This window comes from Microbacterium sp. LWH13-1.2, from assembly GCF_038397735.1.
GTDB lineage: Bacteria > Actinomycetota > Actinomycetes > Actinomycetales > Microbacteriaceae > Microbacterium.
The window spans coordinates 1,614,015-1,632,120 of sequence record NZ_CP151635.1 but is presented as its reverse complement, the minus strand read 5'-3'; the positions used below and the strand labels follow the sequence as shown (position 1 = coordinate 1,632,120).

Genomic DNA, 18,106 nt, shown 5'->3' with positions numbered 1-18,106 from the left:
GATCTCTCGCCGCGGGTCACGACGCGGGCTCGACGAGGCCGGTGTCGTAGGCGAGGATCACGGCGTGCACGCGGTCTCGCAGCCCGAGCTTGGCGAGCACCTTGCCGACGTGAGTCTTGACCGTCTGCTCGGCGATGAAGAGGTCGCCTGCGATCTCGGTGTTGGATCGACCGCGGCCGATGAGCACCAGCACCTCGCGTTCGCGTTCGGTGAGGTCGGCCAGCGCGGCGGCTGCCCGAGGCGTGCGCGGCCGGCGGCCGGCGAACTGCTCGATCATCCGCCGGGTGACGCTCGGCGCGAGCAGCGCGTCACCGCCAGCGACTACGCGCACGGCATGGACGAGCTCTTCGGGGAGCGCATCTTTCAGCAGGAATCCGCTCGCGCCGGCCTCCAGAGCGTCATAGACGTAGTCGTCGATGTCGAAGGTGGTGAGCATGAGGATACGGGGCACGTGTGCTGCGGGGTAGCCAGGGCCGAGGATGCGCCGCGTCGCCTCGATGCCGTCCACTTCCGGCATCCGCACATCCATCAGGATGACCTCCGGGTCGAGCCGGGCGGCGAGGGCGACGGCTTCGGCGCCGTTCGCCGCCTGGCCCGTGACGCGGATGCCCTCGTGAGCGTCGAGGAGTGCAGCGAAGCCTGCTCTGACCATGGCCTGGTCGTCGGCGATGAGGACGCTGATCGTCACGGGGTCTCCTCCAGGGATGCAGTGGGGTGGGTGCGCGGATCCGGGTCGCGCAGCGGCAGGGATGCTGCCACCTCCCAGCCGCCGTCGCTGATGGGTCCTGCCGTGAAGGTGCCCCCGAGCAGTTCGACGCGCTCGCGCATACCGCGGAGTCCGTATCCGCCGCCGGGCGCTGCAGGAGGAGCGGAGGCACGGCCGTTGCGCACGCGGATGCCGATCGCGTCGGCGTCCGCCTGCACCCGGACGGTCACCGGCGCGCCGGACGCGTGACGCACGGCGTTGCTCAGCGCCTCCTGTGCGATGCGGAACGCGGCGATCTGCACGGCCTGGGGTGCGTCCGCGACGGCCCCGGTGATCTCCAACCCGACTGTGACTCCGGCTCGCCGCATGGTGTCGACGAGTGCGGGGATGTCATCGATGTCCTGCTGCGGGGCGAGCTCGGCGGTCTGATCCTCGGTGCGCATGACGCCGAGCATCCGTCGCATCTCGGTGAGGGACGCCCGTGCGGTCGTTGCGATGCTGTCGAACTCGGCGGATGCCGCGTCGCCGATCTCGGGGAGACGATATCGCGCTGTGGATGCCCGCACCTGGATCACCGACATGCTGTGTGCGATCACGTCGTGAAGCTCACGGGCGATGCGTGTGCGCTCCTCGACGAGTCCCCGGCGGGATTCCTCGAGCGCGGAGTGCTCGCGCTCGCGCTCGAGTTCGGCCGACACACGCACCCGACCGGCGACCAGGACGGCGACCAGGAACGTCGCCGCGGCGACGGAAGTGGTGACGATCAGGTCGGCGGTCGCGCTGCCGGCCGTGGGCGCGGTGGCGACGATCTCCGGGCGCAGCAGGGGAGCCGTGAGAGAGAGGACGGCACCGATCACGAGCGGGAAGGCGCCGAGCCTGGCGCCGTGCCGGAAGGTCACGACGCCGACGAAGAGCACGAAGGTCAGGAGGGCGGGCACCGACCATGGCCAGGGTGACTCGGTGGCGAGTGTCGGGACCACGAGCAGGGGAAGGGTGAAGGCGGACGCGCAGAACGCCGCGATCGCCCAACGAGGGTGTGTCAGTGCCAGCAGCGGCGATCCGCAGAGGGCCGCGGCCAGGATGAAGGACAGGGGGAGGGACGTGCCGTAGAGAACGGTCTGGATCGGCACCAGCACCGAGAACAGCACGAGGCACGCCGCACCGAGCGCCGCCAGAGAGGCGGTGCGGCGGCTGATGCGGGGAGCGCGCTCGATGCGCGGCCGACGACGTGCCATGACTGTCATCCTGCCAGTCGTGCCGCAGGAGCACGTCGCCGACGGGCGGCTGCGACCCGGTCGATCACGAGCCCGATGACGAGCGCCACGGCGACCCCGATCCCTGCGCTGAGCAGCGGCTGCTCGGTGACCCACGAGCCGGCGAGCAGTCCGATGGTGAGGCTCAGTGCGCTCCAGCTGACCCCGGCCACGACGCTCAGGGGGAGGAATCGCCGCCACGAGAATCGGAGGGCGCCGGCGGACATGTTCACGGCGACCCGACCGACCGGGATGTAGCGGGCGCCGAGAATGAGGGCGGCGCTGCGCTGATCGAGTGCGTTTTCTGCGTGAGTGAATGCGGCCGTCACGCGCGGGCGACGCATCCAGGTCCATCGGGTGGTGCCCAGGCGCCGTCCGAGGGCGAACGCGATGTTATCGCCGATCGCGGCGCCCAGCGCGGCGATCAGGCCCAGCGGGATCAGCGCCCAGAACTCACCCGTCGACGCCAGCACCGCCGCCGCGGCGACGAGGACCGTCTCGCTCGGCACCGGCGGGAAGAACCCGTCGACGACGGTCACCGCGAGCAGCACGACATACAGCCAGGGCGATGCGACGGTCTGCATGATGAGCTCGTTGATAACATCCACCCCAGAAGGCTAGGAAGCAGGTGGCACGTGGGGCATCACCCTGAGGTATCGACCGCATCCCCCTGAGAGGTAGATCGGCCGACCGCCCGTCGCGCGTCGGCGAGATCACGGTTCACGGACTCGTGGTCGACGGCGAGACCCGCTGCGAGCACTACCGCGGGGCTCTCGACGTCATCGCGATCGCGTTCGCCTGCTGCGGTGACTGGTACCCGTGCCATCTGTGCCATGAGGAGGTCGCTGATCACGAGGCGCGGCAGTGGTCGCGGAGCCAGCGTGCGACGCCGGCTGTCCTGTGCGGTGTGTGCGGATCGACGCTGAGCATCCATGCCTACCTCGACGCACAGGGGTGTCCCGAGTGCTCGGCCGGTTTCAATCCGGGATGCCGGTTGCACCACGATCTCTACTTCGACTGAACGCGGTACATCGACTGAACGCCCAGCCGAGCGATCTATACTGGGAGTTTGGCCCCTCGGCCGCTTCCCCTTGAAAGAACGGACATCCCGCCTGTGCTTGCCGTGCACGAACTCGAGATCCGCGTGGGCGCACGCCTCCTTATGGAGAACGTGTCGTTCCGTGTGAGCGACGGAGACAAGATCGGTCTCGTCGGCCGCAACGGTGCAGGCAAGACCACGCTCACCAAGGTGCTCGCCGGTGACGTCCTCCCGTCGGGCGGCAGCGTGACCCGGTCAGGCGAGCTCGGCTACCTGCCGCAGGATCCTCGTTCGGGCAACCCCGAAGACCTCGCACGCACCCGCATCCTCGACGCGCGCGGACTCGGTCAGCTCAACCTCGGGATGACCGAAGCGGCACTCGCGATGGGATCAGACGACCCCGCGGTCGCCGAAAAGGCGATGAAGCGCTACGCGCGCCTCACCGAGGAGTTCGAGGGGCAGGGTGGGTACGCAGCTGAGGCTGAGGCGGCATCCATCGCGAACAACCTGTCGCTGCCCGACCGCATCCTCGACCAGCCGCTGTCGACGCTGTCCGGCGGTCAGCGCCGTCGCATCGAGCTGGCCCGTATCCTTTTCTCCGATGCCGAGACCATGATCCTCGACGAGCCGACCAACCACCTCGACGCCGACAGCGTGGTGTGGCTGCGTGAGTTCCTCAAGAACTACAAGGGCGGGCTGATCGTGATCAGTCACGATGTCGAGCTCGTCGGCGAGACCGTCAACCGCGTCTTCTATCTCGACGCGAACCGCCAGATCATCGACACCTACAACATGAACTGGAAGAACTACCTGCGTCAGCGGGTGGCTGACGAGGAGCGCCGCAAGAAGGAACGCGCCAACGCCGAGAAGAAGGCCACGACCCTGCAGCTGCAGGCGGCCCGCTTCGGGGCGAAGGCGTCGAAGGCCGCTGCCGCTCACCAGATGATCGCGCGTGCCGACAAGCTGCTCGCTGGCCTCGACGACGTCCGCCAGGAGGACCGCGTCGCGAAGCTGCGCTTCCCGAAGCCGGCTCCCTGCGGCAAGACCCCGATGATGGCGACCGGACTCTCGAAGTCCTACGGCTCACTCGAGATCTTTACGGACGTCGACCTCGCGATCGACCGCGGTTCGAAGGTCGTCGTGCTCGGGCTGAACGGCGCGGGCAAGACGACGCTGCTGCGCATGCTCGCGGGGGTCGACCAGCCCGACACCGGCCAGCTCGAGCCGGGACACGGCCTGAAGGTCGGGTACTACGCGCAGGAGCACGAGAACCTCGATGTGAACCGCTCGGTGCTCGAGAACATGGTGTCGGCCGCACCGCACATCACTGAGATGGAAGCGCGCAGGGTGCTCGGCTCGTTCCTGTTCACAGGAGATGACGTGCTGAAGCCCGCCGGAGTGCTCTCCGGAGGCGAGAAGACCCGTCTCTCTCTGGCGACCCTCGTGGTTTCGTCGGCCAACCTGCTGCTGCTCGACGAGCCCACGAACAACCTCGACCCCGCCTCGCGCGAGGAGATCCTCGGTGCCCTCGCGCATTACGAGGGCGCTGTCGTGCTCGTCTCGCACGACCCGGGAGCGGTGCAGTCGCTCAATCCCGAGCGCGTGCTGATCCTGCCGGACGGCGTCGAGGATCTCTGGAGCCAGGAGTACCAGGACCTCATCGAGCTCGCCTGACCTGCGCCGTCCGCGGTCGGTGGCATAGTCGAGAGCGTGACCCACGAACAGGAACTCGACCTTCTCTCGCTCAACGAGTGGTTGAAAGGCAGGCACGCTCTCACCGGGCTCGCTCCGGACTGGGATCTCGGGGCGCTGCCCGATGAACCGAGCGCGCTCTTCGCCCGCTGGTTGCGTGAAGCGGCGGACGCCGGAGTGGCGGAGCCGCACACCGTCACCCTCGCGACCGTGGACGCCGATGGCGTTCCCGATGCCCGCACGCTCATCCTGAAGAGGATCGACGAACGCGGGTGGGCGTTCGCCAGCACGAGATCTTCGCGCAAGGGCGCGCAGCTCGCCGCCGTCCCCGCGGCGGCACTGAACTTCTGGTGGCAGCCCCAGGTGCGTGCGGTGAGAGTGCGCGGACGCGTCGAAGAGGCGACGGCCGAGGAGAGCGCGGCCGACCTCGCCGCGCGCTCTGCATCGGCGCGTGCCGACATCGCGGCCGGTGACTGGACGCTCTGGCGGCTGATCCCCACCCGGGTCGAGTTCTGGCAGGGATCGAGAGACCGACGTCACACGCGTGTGGTCTACGACGCGGCGGACGAGGGCTGGTCCCGAACGGTCATCGGCGGGGCTGCTGATCGGCCGACGGAAGCTCGGGGATCATGAACGGCTTCCAGGTGGTCGAGATCGGTGCGCTCGACGAGTGGCGCGTCCACTCGACCGTCGAGGAACTGTGCGTCTTCCTCGACGGTCGAGGACAGATGGGGCTGGACGACAGCTTCCGTCTTCCCGAGAAGCCGATGCCGTGGGTGGACTGACTCATGGCTGAGCCCCTGCCACCTGTGCCGTCTCCGCCGCCGATCTTCAGCGACGACTTCTCGAGCGGGCTCGACGACGAGAGGTGGATCGCTCATTACCTTCCGCAGTGGACCGTGCCGGAGCGGTCGCAGGCGCGTTACGCGATCGTCGATGCGGGCCTGGAGTTGCGTATCGAAAGCGACCAACTCGATTGGCGGGAAGAGGATGCGCCCCTGCGCGTCTCGAATGTGCAGACCGCGGTCTTCTCCGGGGCCATCGGGTCGACGCGCGGGACTCATCGGCATCGTCCGGACGGTCTCGAGGTGCGCACAGAGATGCCGTTGCGCCAGCTGTTCGCTCCGACGCGCGGGCGGATCGATCTGACGGTCGCTGCCACCACCGACGAGGGATGCATGCTCGCCGCGTGGCTCGTGGGCATCGAGAATCTCTCTGAGAGGGACGCGGGCGAGATCTGCATCTTCGAGATCGACGCCGATGCCGTCTCGACGATAACGCGGGCGCGGACCGGCGTCAAAGCTCACCATGATCCGAGGCTCACGACCGACATGGCCGAGGTCGTACTACCGTTCGATGCGTGCGAGCCGCACACCTGGACCGTGATCTGGGGCGACGGCGAGACCGTCATCGGCTGCGAGGGGCGGGTGCTGCGGCGCATCCCACAGTCTCCGGACTATCCGATGATGCTCCTGATCGATCTCTTCGAGATCGGTGCTCCCTCCGGCGGATATCCCAAGACCGCCGTCGTCTCCGGGGTGAGAGCCTGGGACTGAGGTGCGTCAGCGCGCGTCGAGGAGCTCGTCCTCGACATCCGCATCCTTGTCGCGGCGCCGGGAGGTCTTGACCGGAGCGGGAGTGCCCTCGACCTCTTCGCGGTGCTTCACGATCTCGGTGCGGATGATGTAGCCGATGAACACGAACCCCATGAGCGCGAACAGGATCCACTGGATCGCGTACGACAGATGCGGACCCGGGTCGTCGGTGGGGGAGTCGAAGCCGCCCAGCGTGCCTTCTCCTGCCGGCTCCTCGCTGACGATCTGCCCGTAAGCGCTCGTGATCACGTCACCCTCGACCAGCTCGGCGATCGAGGGGAGGTTGATCGTCGGCACCTGGCCTTCGGGTGCGCCTCGTCCGGATGCCGGAAGCTGCTCGCCCGGACGCAGCCGCACGATGACCTCGACCTCGCCCGCCGGGGGAGCGGGGACCGCGTCGGGCGCATCCCCGTCTCCTGGAGGCACCCACCCGCGGTCGACGATGAACACCCGCCCGTCGACGTCGCGGAAAGGCACCAGCACCTCGAAGGCGCTCGTGCCGCCGTGCGGGCGGTTGCGCACGAGGAGCTGCTCGTCGGCGACGTACTCGCCGGTGAGCACGACCGGGTGCCACACATCACCGGGATCGAGTGATCCGTCGGCGCCGATGAGATCGGCGAGCGGTACGGCATCCGCGTCGTAGTTCTTCTCGACCAGAGCGATCTGCTCGGATCTGGTCTCGTTCCGCTCGAACTGCCAGTTCGACAGGAAGGCGCAGGCGATCGCGAAGCCGATCGCGATCAGCACGTACACGGTCCATCGACCCATTCGGGCGCTCATGAGGGGACACCATCTCTCACGGTCACGGGGAAGTCCCTTGCTGCAAGGTAGTCGCGGAGGAAGCCGACATGCTCAGCGCAGGCGAGCCAGATCTTCTCGCGGTCAGCGGTGTGTATGCGCGGATTGCGCCACACCACCTGCATGGTCGCGGTGTTCCGACATCCGGCCCGCGAGCACTCCAGTCCACTCACTCGCGATCCTGGCGGCTCTCGTGGATGGTGAACACGCCGGGGGCATCGTCCTGCGCGACCGGAAGCGTCTCGACCGGCGCCGGAGCTTCGAGCTCCTGCACGGGGGACTCTGCGATGGTCTCCGTGCTGTCGCTGCCGGCGTTCGCGAAGACGACCGCGATATACGGCAGCACCGCAGCGGCGAGAGCGAAGACCCAGGTGTACCAGCCGTAGGGCTGCACGAACATCATGAGTCCGAAACACACGATCCTGATCGCCATCGTGAGGACGTACCGGCGCACACGGTGGTCTGCCTCGTCCTGCGGCGACTGCGGCAGAGAGGTGACAGCAGGGACCGGGTGCTTGCTCTTCACTATGACTCCAGCCTACGCCGGTGCGGGCGCGACGGCGCGCCCTCACCGGCGTAGGCGAGGCGCGCGTCAGGAGGAGAAGATGAACGGCAGTGTGAAGGCGCCGAAGAACACGAAGCTGATGATGGTCATGACGATGGTGACAACCAGGAAGCCGACCATGATGTAGCCCATGATCAGGCCGGCGAAGGCCATGCCGCGACCACCGATCGCCGGGTTCGCCTTCGTCTGGCGCAGCGCCATGTGGCCGGTGATGACGGCGACGATCGACGCGAGCAGCGGTATCAACGCCCAGAACAGAACGATGCCCGCGATGCCGCAGATGAGGGACGTGACAGCGAGTCCGCTCGCCGGGCGCGCAGGCGGGTAGATCGGAGCGGCGTAGGTCGGGTATGCGGCACCGGGCTGACCGGGTGCGGGAGCGCCATACGGCTGCGGGGCTGCGCCGTAGGGCTGGATGGCGGCGGCCCCGTAGGGCTGCTGTGCCGGCGCCGCGCCGTAGGGCTGCTGTCCGGGTGCGAACGACGGCGCTGCACCGGGGTAGGACTGCGTCGGCGCGGTGCCAGGGTACGAAGGTGCGGGGGCGGCGGCGGGGTACGACGGAGTCTGCGGAGCCGAGGGGGCCGACTGGTAGGGCGCTGCCGGCGGCGCCGGGGCGAGCGGCGGCGCTGGGGGCGGCGTCGGCTGCTGTCCGCCCGGAGGGGTGGGAATGCTGTTGTCGCTCACGGTGATGCCTTTCGTCGAGATCAGCGTCCCAGCCGAGGCAGGGGCTGTCAAACGCGCACCCGATCGAGTCACGGCATCATCGGTAGGATCGATGACGACCCGGCCCCGACCCCCACCGGCCAGATCAGGAGTGGAAAATGAGTTCTCGCGTCGTCCTCGTCACCGGCGGCAACCGCGGCATCGGCCGTGCGATCGCCGAACGATTCGTCCGCGACGGATACCGCGTCGCCGTCACCGCGCGCAGCGGTGAAGGTCCCGAAGGCACACTGACGGTCCGCGCCGATGTCACCGACGCCGCTGCGCTCGACGCGGCGTTCACCGAGGTCGAGCAGCAGCTCGGACCGGTCGAGATCGTCGTCGCCAACGCGGGCATCACCAAGGACACTCTTCTGCTTCGGATGAGCGAGGACGACTTCGACAGCGTCGTCGCGACCAACCTCGGCGGGACATTCCGAGTCGTCAAGCGTGCCTCGAAGGGGATGCTCCGTGCCCGCTTCGGCCGCGTGATCCTGATCTCCAGCGTCGTCGGCCTGTACGGCTCGGCCGGCCAGGTGAACTATTCGGCGTCGAAGAGCGCGCTCGTGGGCTTTGCCCGATCGCTGACGCGCGAGCTGGGCGGCCGCGGCATCACCGCCAACGTCGTCGCTCCGGGCTTCATCGAGACCGACATGACGGCGGAACTCCCCGAAGAGACGCAGAAGCAGTACAAGGCGAACATCCCTGCAGGGCGCTTCGCGACTCCCGACGAGGTCGCAGGAGTCGTCACCTGGCTCGCCGGCGACGACGCGGGCTACATCTCCGGCGCCGTCATCCCGGTGGACGGCGGACTCGGGATGGGGCACTGACTCGAGCGCAGGGCTGAGCCGAGCACAGCACTGAGTCGAGAGCGGGGCGCTGCGTCAGCGGCGGGTGATTGCCGCATCGATGAGGTCGGCCAGCCTGCTCGGCACCGAGAACTGCGGCCAGTGACCTGATCCGATGCGCACGACCTCGGCGTCGCCGATCGCCCGGAACTCGTCGGCGTACGGACCCCACTGCTCGAGCTCGGAGTCGAGTGTCTCTCGGTCCATGCTGCCCATGAGCAGGGTCACAGGGACGGCATGCCGAGCCCCGGGGCCGAGCGTGATCTCGTCAGTGGGCACTCTGGCCGGCACGCTTCGTGCGAGAGGCGCGGTGCGCGCGCGGGTCTCGTCGTCGAGATCGTCGACATCTTCGGCAGGGAAGGAGTCCCAGCCGGGGAAGGGCACCACGCCGTCGACCACCTCGAACTCGCTGATGCCGAAGCCAGAGGGCGGCGGCACGGTGTCGACGAACACGGCTCGGGTCACGACGTCGGGGCGCGCATCTGCGACGCCCCAGGCGACGTTGCCGCCGCCGCTGTGCCCGACCACCACGACGGGCCCGCCGACCGCGTCGACCGCGGTCACGGCGGCGTCGACCCAATCCGAGATGCCGATCTCGGATGAGTCCGCGCCGACGGCGCCGACGCCGGGCATCGTCAACGCATGCACGGTGTGACCTGCGCGCTCGAGATCCGCGGTGACGTCGTTCCAGCTGGAGGCATCGAGCCAGAGGCCCGGGATGAGGATGATGTCCATGGCCCGACGATAGACCGGGCCGCCGACACGCGCTACGGGAGCAGCGCGATGACCTCGGACAGATCCTGGGGGCCGACGACCAGGCTCGCGGCGACGCGAACGGCCGGCTTCGCGTTGAACGCGAGTCCGAGCCCGGCGACCGACATCATCTGCAGATCGTTGGCGCCGTCGCCGATCGCGATCGTCGCGTGGCGCGGTACTCCCAGGTCGTCTGCCCAGGCCAGCAGCGATGCGGCCTTGGCCGCCGCGTCGACGATCTCGCCGTCGACCCGGCCGGTGAGTGTGTCGTCCGCGACCTCGAGGCGGTTCGCGCGCCAGCGGTCGACGCCGAGCCCGGGGGCGACGTCGTCGAGGATCTCGTGGAAACCGCCCGAGACGACACCGACGGCACCGCCGCGCTCATGAACGGCGGCCGTCAGCTCGCACACCCCGGGGGTCGGCTCGATGCGGGCGAGCACCCGGGCGAAACCCGACACGGGAACCCCCTCGAGCGCGGCCACGCGCGAGCGCAGGCTCGTCGCGAAGTCGATCTCGCCGCGCATGGCGGCCTCGGTCGCGGCCTGCACCTCGGCACGGCGTCCGGCTTCGTCGGCGATCAGTTCGATCACCTCGTTGCGGATGAGGGTGGAATCGGCATCGAGTACGACGAGGAAGCGCGCAGAGGTCACGCCTCAGAGCCTATCGACAGCCATGATGGTCGACGTGCGACCCCGACACAGGGCGACGCGGTCACCGTTCGATGAACAGGCCCTTGCCGACCACGGTGATGCCGGACTCCGTCACGGTGAAACCTCGCGCGAGATCCCGCTCCCGATCGACGCCCACCGTCGCACCGTCGGCGAGGACCACGTTCTTGTCGAGAATCGCACGATGAACGCGGGACCCCGCACCGACTCTCACGCCGTCGAAGACCACGGAGTCGGTGATCGTCGAGCCGCCGCCCGCGAGCGTCCACGGACCGACGACGCTGCGCTCGAGGTGGGTTCCCGAGAGCACGGATCCCAGTGACACGATCGAATCGATCGCGTTTCCGATGCGGCCCACCGAATCGCGCACGAACTTGGCGGGCGGCGAGTTCACGGCCTGCGAGTGGATCGGCCATTCCATGTTGTAGAGGTTGAAGATGGGGAGCGTCGAGATCAGATCCATGTGGGCGTCGAAGAAGGAGTCGATCGTACCCACGTCGCGCCAGTACGAGCGGTCTCGCGGAGAGGACCCCGGGACGTCGTTCTGCTTCATGTCGTAGTACCCGGCCTCGCCGCGGTCGACGAAGTACGGCACGATGTCGCCGCCCATGTCGTGCCCGGAGGTCGGTGATTCGCCGTCGGCCTCTACGGCGGCGATCAGAGCATCGGCGTCGAAGATGTAGTTGCCCATCGATGCGAGCACCTCGTGAGGCGAGTCCTCGAGGCCGGCGATGTCGGTCGGCTTCTCGAGGAACTGCTTGATGCGTCCGGTCTCGGTGTCGGCATCGATCACACCGAACTGCGAGGCCATCGCGAGGGGCTGGCGGATGCCGGCGACGGTGGCCTTCGCGCCGGATTCGATATGCGCCTCGAGCATCTGGCGGAAGTCCATGCGGTAGACGTGATCGGCACCGATCACCACCACGATGTCGGGTTTCTCGTCGTTGATCAGGTTGAGGCTCTGAAGGATCGCGTCGGCGGAGCCGGAGAACCAGCGCTTGCCCAGTCGCTGCTGCGCGGGCACCGACGTCACGTATGAGTCGAGCAGGGCGGACATGCGCCAGGTCTGCGAGATGTGGCGGTCGAGGCTGTGCGACTTGTATTGCGTGAGGACGACGATCTGGCGAAGGCCGGAGTTTATGAGGTTCGAGATCGCGAAATCGATCAATCGGTACTGTCCGCCGAAGGGCACTGCAGGTTTCGCGCGATCAGCCGTGAGGGGCATGAGACGCTTTCCCTCGCCGCCGGCGAGGATGATGCCGAAGATCTTCTTTGGTGCGGACATGCACCCACCATAGAGGCGAATCGGCCCGGCGAACTAGCATCTGGACAAGTGAGTCACTACCGTCTAGACATGCGCGTCGAGATGATCACGAAGGAATACCCGCCGGAGATCTACGGAGGTGCGGGCGTCCACGTCGCCGAGCTCGTCACGGCCCTGCGGCAGAATATCGATGTACAGGTTCGAGCCTTCGGTTCTCCCCGCGATGAGGCGGGTACTTTCGCCTATCGGACGCCGTCCGAGCTCGCATCCGCGAACGCCGCGCTGCAGACCCTCGGCACCGATCTCGAGATCGTCGCGGCGATCTCCGACGCCGACGTCGTGCACAGCCACACCTGGTACGCGAACTTCGCGGGGCACATCGCTTCCCAGCTGCACGGGATCCCTCATGTGCTCACCGCCCACAGCCTCGAACCGCTGCGTCCGTGGAAAGCCGAGCAGCTCGGCGGCGGATACGCGGTGTCGAGCGGCATCGAGAAGCTCGCCTACGAGAACGCGGCAGCGGTCATCGCGGTCAGCGCGGGGATGCGTGCCGACATCCTTCGCAGCTACCCGTCGGTCGACCCGGCAAAGGTGCGGGTGATCCACAACGGGATCGACGTCGAACGGTGGCGGCCTGTGCACAACCCCGCCTTCCTGGAATCCGTCGGGATCGACCCGGCCCGACCGTCGGTCGTCTTCGTCGGGCGAATCACGCGGCAGAAGGGGCTCCCTTATCTGCTGCAGGCGGCTCGTCTGCTCCCGCCCGAGGTGCAGCTCGTCCTCTGCGCCGGAGCCCCGGACACCCCCGAGATCATGGCGGAGGTGCAGGAGGGCGTGAAGCTCCTCCAGCAGACCCGCGACGGTGTCGTCTGGATCGAGCGGATGTTGCCGCGCGATGAGCTCTCGGCGATCCTCACCGCCGCGACGACCTTCGTCTGCCCGTCTGTCTACGAGCCGCTCGGCATCGTGAACCTCGAGGCGATGGCGTGTGGCGCCGCGGTCGTCGGCACGGCGACCGGCGGCATTCCCGAGGTCGTCGCCGATGGCGTCACCGGACGGCTCGTGCCGATCGAGCAGCTGCAGGATGGCACGGGCACGCCCGTCGACCCTGAGCGCTACATCGCCGATCTGGCCCGAGTGCTGACGGAGGTGACCTCCGACCCGGAGCGCGCGCGGGCATACGGCGAAGCCGGGCGGGAGCGTGCCCGGGACGAGTTCAGCTGGGGTGCGATCGCCGACACCACGCGCGCGCTGTACGCGGAGCTGACCTCCTGAGCCGATAGGCTGGAAGCATGTCGAGCGCTCTGGAATTCACCGACGTCGTCGTGCGCCGTGAGGGCCGCAACATCATCGATCACGTGACCTGGCAGGTCGACGACGATCAGCGATGGGTGATCCTCGGACCGAACGGCGCCGGCAAGACCACGCTGCTCCAGCTGGCCGACACGCTCATGCACCCGACCTCGGGAACCGTGACGGTGCTGGGGGAGACCCTCGGCCGCACCGATGTGTTCGAAGTGCGTCCGCGCATCGGATTCGCGTCCTCGGCGATGGCGAAGCGCGTACCCCGCGACGAGACCGTGCTGAACACCGTCCTCACCGCCGCGTACTCGGTGCTCGGCCGCTGGAATGAGAACTACGAGGACATCGACGAGCGCCGCGCACTGCGCGTGCTGGGTGACTGGCGTCTCGAGCACCTGGCCGACCGCACGTTCGGCACACTGAGCGACGGCGAGCAGAAGCGCGTGCAGATCGCCAGGGCCGTCATGACCGACCCCGAGCTGCTTCTCCTCGATGAGCCGACGGCGTCGCTCGACCTCGGGTCGCGAGAAGAACTGCTGGCTCTTCTCAGCGGCTACGCGTCGTCGCCGACGACTCCCGCGATGCTGATGGTCACGCACCACGTCGAAGAGATCCCCGTGGGATTCACGCACGTGCTGCTGATGCGTGAAGGGCGCATCGTCGCGGCTGGCCCCGTCGCCGAGACGCTCACGGCCGAGACGCTGACCGAGACGTTCGGCATGCCCATCGTGCTGACCAGCGAAGACGGACGCTACGCCGCGCGCGCGGCATCCTGATCACGATCTGATAGAATCGACCCTTGGTGCTCTCTGCACCGCAGACTTCCCTCGTCCCTGGCACAATCCAGGGCAGCAACTAAGGAATCCCATGAAGACTGACATTCACCCCGAGTACAAGGCTGTCGTGTTCCGCGACCTGGGCTCGGGAGAGACGTTCCTCACCCGTTCGACCGTGACGGGCGACAAGACCATCGAGCTCGACGGCGTCGAGTACCCCGTCATCGACGTCGAGATCTCGTCGGCATCGCACCCGTTCTACACGGGCAAGCAGCGCATCATGGACTCGGCCGGCCGCGTCGAGAAGTTCAACCAGCGCTTCAAGGGCTTCGGCGGATCGACCAAGTAACGATCGCCGCACTCGAAGGCCCCGTGTTCCTCGGAAAACGGGGCCTTCGTCGTACCCGCGGCGACCGTCAGATGTCGATCACGATGCGTTCGCCGTCGATCCGGCTGAGCGGGTCACCGGGCGCGGGCGCGGGAGCCGTACGCTTCGTCTGGCGGTCGCGCTCCATGCCGGCCTCGTGCGCCGACGGCATCCAGATCGCGTCGAAGGAACCACCCAGTCCACCGCCGGCGCTCTCGTACTTCTTCTCCAGGGGCGCCTTCGCGTAGATCGCGACGATCACGACGACGATCGCGATCACGACGACGAGGAGGATCGCGATCGTGAGGAGCATCCCGAGGGCGTCGGCCATGAGTCCAGGCTATTCGGCGCGTGCCGCATCGGCATCCGCCTGCAGGATGATTTCGGAAGGGGCGTCTCAGCGGATGCGGCGACCGTGCGCGAGGTCGAAGAGGTGGGTCAGCACTGGACCGGAGCGCACCCCGTTGTGCTCGTGCTCGCTGGTCACCCAGAGCTGCACTCCGGGCAGCAGCCGAGCGGTCTCGAGCGAGAACTCCATCGGCACGTAGACGTCGTTCACGTACACCGCCGCGGCACCGGTCGCTCCGGAGGTGGCGATGGCGACCTCGTCGTAGATCCGGGGCCACTCGAACTCCGCCAGCGCGAGCGTGACGTCACGCCACGGCTGGAACGCCGGCACCGTGTCGGTCCACTCACGCCGGATGTGCTCGCCCGTGAACAGGGTGACGTCGTCGCGGAAGTCCTGGGGCTCGGTGCGTTCCGCCGACCACCGTGTCGCGTGACCGCTCGCGTAACTCGACTCGTGGAAGGCGAAGTAGAGAGGGTTGCGCCCGCCGTACGGCATCGCGTGCATCAGGTCGTGGCGGAAGGCGTTGGACGCGGGATCGCGCTCGAGCAGCGACCACACGGTCTGCCAACCGTCGTTCGTGCCGAGCGCGGAACCCACGGAGCGCAGTCGCGACGGGGAGACCACCTCGCCGTCGGGGAGAACGATGTCGCCGGACTCTGCCCGATCGACCAAGCGGCGCATGGTGTCGCGGTGCTCGGGGAACCGACGGTAGTACTGCTCGGAGGCCGAGCGCATCTTGTCGTAGCAGAGCGCGTAGACCTCGTCGGGGTGCCGGTTCACCGTGCTGAGCCCGCCGGTGATGAACACGTCGGCGATCGAGTCCGCGTCGGTCGACAGGTAGGCCAGGGTCGTGAAGCCGCCGAAGGATTGACCCAGTACGCTCCACGTCTCGGCTGCGAGGTGCGCGCGCATCGCCTCGCAGTCGCGGACGATCGAGTCCGCACGCAGATGGGTGAGGTACTCGGCGACCTCGGCCGAGCCGCGTTCGAGGTCAGCGTCGCCGACCGGCGTGGAGAGCCCGGTGCCTCGCTGATCGAGCATCACCACCCGATAGTGCGCGAGAGCCTCATCGAGCCACGCCGGGGCGGTGGACGAGTGGAACGGGCGGGGCGCCTCGTGTCCGGGGCCGCCCTGCAGGAAGACCAGGTAGGGGAGGCGTTCTCCTCCCTCGCGCGTGACGACGCGGGCGAAGATCTCGATCGTGCGGGTGTCGGCCGGGTCGCCCCAGACGAGCGGCACGGTGAGCGTGTGCTCCTCGACGGTGAGGTCGAGCAGGCGGCGGATGGTGGTGGTCATGTCACATCACATTCCCGATATAGGAGTACTTGACGAACACCTCGGAGGCGATGCCCGCCTCCTGGAGCACGCCCTGCACCGCGTTCATCATGTAGTTCGAGTCCCACCCCATGTACAGGTGGTGCGACTCGTCGAGCTGGTCCCATTGGCCCTTCCACGCCATCGCGTCGTAGATGGGTCCGCCGTGGGCGGCGCAGTACGCGACGGCGGCGGCGCGCGTGTCCGTCCAGGCGCGCCGGAAGACGCGATTGAAGAGATATCGGACGTCGAAGACCTCCCACCGCTCGCCGCGGTACTCGACGTACTCGAACTCCCGCTCCCAGCCCGCCGGCCAGCCACGCCGGCGGACGGCGTCGAGGATCGGGGTCAGTCCGTCGTCGTCGATCTCGGGCAGGGCCGGGCGCGCCCAGATGCGCAGCAGATCGGCGGTGAGGCGGACCGTGCGCTCCGAGATGGCGGCAGTGCCCCAGCTCTCGGTGCGCTCGAGTGCCCTGGTCTCAGAGACCGTGCTGCGCGCGTACGCCGAGTCCCGCTTGACCGCGAACGACTCGCCGAAGACGCGCTCCGCGAGGTGCTGCTCGAGCAGGGTGAGGTTTCCGAGAGTGGGGGCGAGAGCACGGTGGGCGTTGCGCTCGTCATCCGAGTAGTCGATCCAGGGGCGCACGCCGTCGCCCGACCAGCTGTCGCTCGGGACGGTCGGGACGATGTGCTCGACGTCGAAGTCGATCGATTCGTCCACGCCCTCCAGGCGGCCGAGCACATAGGCGGGATGCGGAAGCTCGCTGTACTTCAGCACCGCACTCACGCGCTCGTCAGACGGGGTGATGCGCGCGAAGGCCCGGGCGAGCGCATCTCGGCCGTCGGAGCGGGCGCGGCAGAGACGTGCGACGAGCCGCTCGTTGGGAAGGTTCACCAGCGTGCGACGCAGGTACATGGTCTGGATCCACTCGAGCGTCTCGATGAGCTCGTCGCGTCCGATGAGTCCGCGCGAATGGTCGCTGTACACGCTCAACACCAGCGGATAGGCCGCACGGCCGAAGGTGTTCACGAATCGCAGCTGCTGCGCGATCTCAGGGTTCTTCTCGAGTGAAGGATCGAGCAGGATGCCGTAGATCTCGGCGTAGTGCCGCCACACCTCGGCATCCGCCTGCAGGTGATCGAGGTCGACGCGGGGAAAGGAGTGCCGGAACGCGCTGTACACGCCGTGCTCGCCATTGGCGGCGACCTCGCGGCCCGTCGTCATGACGAGGTAGTGCCGCCAGAACGCGCCGATGGTCTCTCCCGTGTGCCGTTCGATCGGCAGCCAGAAACGCGTTTCGACATCGAGCTGCTCGGTGTGTGTCAGCCCCATCAGGATGTAGTTGTGGATGAGCTCGTGATCTCTCAGCGGTTCGCCCGTGGAGTTCAGGCTCTCGAAGATCTGCTGGGCGTTGGCCTCGGCGCCGAGCGTGATCGACACGTGCTCGAGTCTCTGCAGCCCCCGCCAGATCAGCGGAGCCTCGTCGGTCTGCACCTGGCTGCGGAAGAACGCGTAATTGTCGTCGAAGCGCGAGTCGCGGTCGGCGTGGTCGCCGCGTTCGAGCACCACCGACTCGTACAGCTCCGCCCAGGCGTCGTGGGGCCGCAGCTTGGTGCGGGTGGCGTCGTCAGGGCGCACGAGGACGCGATCGAGCTCTGCGACGAGCTCGGGGGAGGAGTCCTGCACCGCGTGCCGCAGTGCAGCGACGAGCAGCATGAGCGTCGTGATGCGCTGCTGGCCGTCGATCAGCACGAGGTCGGTGTCGGCGTCGGAGTCGTCGGCGGCCGACAGGATCGAACCGATGAAGTGGCGATGGGACTCGTCTTCCCGGGCGACGGCTCGGACGTCGGAGAGCAACTGCTCGCATCCGCCGATGTCCCATCGGTACTGACGCTGATACACCGGCACGACGATGGTCGTGGAGTCCTCTGCGAGCCACTCGATCGTGTTGACAGCTGTCGCCTCGACGTTGGTCGCAGTGCTCATGCTGGTGTCTCGTCCTCCCGTAACGCCGGGCGCCGAGGAGTCGCCAGGCGCCCGATTCAGTCTATTCGCTTATTCACGGCGGCCCTCGGCGGCGCTCCAGAAGTGCCCTGTTAGGCTTGCCTTATCAGGGC

The 18,106-nt window shown here is 67.8% G+C and carries 21 protein-coding genes; 9 read left to right on the top strand and 12 right to left on the bottom strand.

Going from position 1 to position 18,106, the window contains the following annotated elements; genetic code table 11:
* Positions 1-16: 16 nt before the first annotated feature.
* From MRBLWH13_RS07660 to MRBLWH13_RS07650, 3 genes are read right to left on the bottom strand one after another with little or no spacing between them, the layout of a single operon-like run.
* Positions 17-688, bottom strand: coding sequence for a response regulator transcription factor (locus tag MRBLWH13_RS07660; protein ID WP_341957764.1), 672 nt, complete (start codon positions 686-688; stop codon positions 17-19).
* A complete protein-coding gene (locus MRBLWH13_RS07655) occupies positions 685-1,941 on the bottom strand; it encodes a sensor histidine kinase (RefSeq protein ID WP_341957762.1) in 1,257 nt (418 codons plus the stop codon). Before MRBLWH13_RS07655 ends, MRBLWH13_RS07660 begins: the two co-directional genes overlap by 4 nt.
* A gap of 5 nt (positions 1,942-1,946) precedes the next feature.
* A complete protein-coding gene (locus MRBLWH13_RS07650) occupies positions 1,947-2,567 on the bottom strand; it encodes a VTT domain-containing protein (RefSeq protein ID WP_341957760.1) in 621 nt (206 codons plus the stop codon).
* Positions 2,568-2,689: 122 nt separating this feature from the next.
* Between MRBLWH13_RS07650 and MRBLWH13_RS07645 the strand changes: the two genes are divergently transcribed.
* From MRBLWH13_RS07645 to MRBLWH13_RS07625, 5 genes are all read left to right on the top strand, one after another.
* Positions 2,690-2,980: a CHY zinc finger protein gene (locus tag MRBLWH13_RS07645; RefSeq protein WP_341957758.1), complete on the top strand. Its 291-nt coding sequence runs from the start codon at positions 2,690-2,692 to the stop codon at positions 2,978-2,980.
* Between the two features lie 93 nt (positions 2,981-3,073).
* Positions 3,074-4,672 carry an ABC-F family ATP-binding cassette domain-containing protein gene (locus MRBLWH13_RS07640; protein ID WP_120493569.1) on the top strand — a complete coding sequence of 533 codons (1,599 nt, stop codon included), beginning with the start codon at positions 3,074-3,076 and terminating at the stop codon, positions 4,670-4,672.
* A 36-nt stretch (positions 4,673-4,708) separates the two neighbouring features.
* Positions 4,709-5,323, top strand: coding sequence for a pyridoxamine 5'-phosphate oxidase family protein (locus MRBLWH13_RS07635; RefSeq protein ID WP_341957753.1), 615 nt, complete (start codon positions 4,709-4,711; stop codon positions 5,321-5,323).
* A complete protein-coding gene (locus tag MRBLWH13_RS07630) occupies positions 5,320-5,475 on the top strand; it encodes a hypothetical protein (RefSeq protein ID WP_341957751.1) in 156 nt (51 codons plus the stop codon). Before MRBLWH13_RS07635 ends, MRBLWH13_RS07630 begins: the two co-directional genes overlap by 4 nt.
* 3 nt (positions 5,476-5,478) lie before the next feature.
* The gene (locus MRBLWH13_RS07625) at positions 5,479-6,246 is read left to right on the top strand and encodes a hypothetical protein (RefSeq protein ID WP_341957749.1); all 768 of its coding nucleotides are present in this window, start codon (positions 5,479-5,481) and stop codon (positions 6,244-6,246) included.
* A 6-nt stretch (positions 6,247-6,252) separates the two neighbouring features.
* Here the strand turns inward: MRBLWH13_RS07625 and MRBLWH13_RS07620 are convergent, their stop codons facing one another.
* From MRBLWH13_RS07620 to MRBLWH13_RS07610, 3 genes are all read right to left on the bottom strand, one after another.
* A complete protein-coding gene (locus MRBLWH13_RS07620) occupies positions 6,253-7,065 on the bottom strand; it encodes an SURF1 family protein (RefSeq protein WP_341957746.1) in 813 nt (270 codons plus the stop codon).
* Between the two features lie 187 nt (positions 7,066-7,252).
* Positions 7,253-7,609, bottom strand: a complete 357-nt coding sequence (locus tag MRBLWH13_RS07615) for a DUF3099 domain-containing protein (RefSeq protein WP_341957744.1) — start codon at positions 7,607-7,609, stop codon at positions 7,253-7,255.
* A gap of 66 nt (positions 7,610-7,675) precedes the next feature.
* Entirely contained in the window at positions 7,676-8,332 is a 657-nt protein-coding gene (locus tag MRBLWH13_RS07610) for a DUF4190 domain-containing protein (RefSeq protein ID WP_341957742.1), read from the bottom strand.
* Positions 8,333-8,469: 137 nt separating this feature from the next.
* Here MRBLWH13_RS07610 and MRBLWH13_RS07605 point away from each other — a divergent pair, with 137 nt between their 5' ends.
* Complete coding sequence (locus MRBLWH13_RS07605) at positions 8,470-9,177, top strand: beta-ketoacyl-ACP reductase (protein WP_056516934.1); 708 nt, start codon at positions 8,470-8,472, stop codon at positions 9,175-9,177.
* 54 nt (positions 9,178-9,231) lie between these two features.
* On the opposite strand, the gene MRBLWH13_RS07600 is transcribed toward MRBLWH13_RS07605, so the two are convergent.
* The 3 genes from MRBLWH13_RS07600 to glgC form a co-directional block, all read right to left on the bottom strand.
* Entirely contained in the window at positions 9,232-9,930 is a 699-nt protein-coding gene (locus MRBLWH13_RS07600; RefSeq protein WP_341957740.1) for an alpha/beta fold hydrolase, read from the bottom strand.
* A 32-nt stretch (positions 9,931-9,962) separates the two neighbouring features.
* Complete coding sequence (serB, locus tag MRBLWH13_RS07595; protein WP_341957738.1) at positions 9,963-10,598, bottom strand: phosphoserine phosphatase SerB; 636 nt, start codon at positions 10,596-10,598, stop codon at positions 9,963-9,965.
* Between the two features lie 61 nt (positions 10,599-10,659).
* Positions 10,660-11,901 (bottom strand): glucose-1-phosphate adenylyltransferase, encoded by a 1,242-nt coding sequence (gene glgC, locus MRBLWH13_RS07590; RefSeq protein ID WP_056307331.1) that lies wholly within the window; start codon positions 11,899-11,901, stop codon positions 10,660-10,662.
* A gap of 69 nt (positions 11,902-11,970) precedes the next feature.
* Between glgC and glgA the strand changes: the two genes are divergently transcribed.
* The 3 genes from glgA (at position 11,971) to MRBLWH13_RS07575 (ending at position 14,307) form a co-directional block, all read left to right on the top strand.
* Positions 11,971-13,155 (top strand): glycogen synthase, encoded by a 1,185-nt coding sequence (gene glgA, locus MRBLWH13_RS07585; protein WP_341957735.1) that lies wholly within the window; start codon positions 11,971-11,973, stop codon positions 13,153-13,155.
* A gap of 17 nt (positions 13,156-13,172) precedes the next feature.
* Positions 13,173-13,958 (top strand): ABC transporter ATP-binding protein, encoded by a 786-nt coding sequence (locus MRBLWH13_RS07580; RefSeq protein WP_056307335.1) that lies wholly within the window; start codon positions 13,173-13,175, stop codon positions 13,956-13,958.
* A 91-nt stretch (positions 13,959-14,049) separates the two neighbouring features.
* Positions 14,050-14,307 (top strand): type B 50S ribosomal protein L31, encoded by a 258-nt coding sequence (locus tag MRBLWH13_RS07575; protein ID WP_056307337.1) that lies wholly within the window; start codon positions 14,050-14,052, stop codon positions 14,305-14,307.
* A 67-nt stretch (positions 14,308-14,374) separates the two neighbouring features.
* Here the strand turns inward: MRBLWH13_RS07575 and MRBLWH13_RS07570 are convergent, their stop codons facing one another.
* The 3 genes from MRBLWH13_RS07570 to MRBLWH13_RS07560 form a co-directional block, all read right to left on the bottom strand.
* The gene (locus MRBLWH13_RS07570) at positions 14,375-14,656 is read right to left on the bottom strand and encodes a hypothetical protein (protein WP_341957732.1); all 282 of its coding nucleotides are present in this window, start codon (positions 14,654-14,656) and stop codon (positions 14,375-14,377) included.
* 66 nt (positions 14,657-14,722) lie between these two features.
* Entirely contained in the window at positions 14,723-15,970 is a 1,248-nt protein-coding gene (locus tag MRBLWH13_RS07565; protein ID WP_341957729.1) for an alpha/beta fold hydrolase, read from the bottom strand.
* A 1-nt stretch (position 15,971) separates the two neighbouring features.
* Positions 15,972-17,975: a DUF262 domain-containing protein gene (locus tag MRBLWH13_RS07560; protein ID WP_341957727.1), complete on the bottom strand. Its 2,004-nt coding sequence runs from the start codon at positions 17,973-17,975 to the stop codon at positions 15,972-15,974.
* Positions 17,976-18,106: the final 131 nt, after the last annotated feature.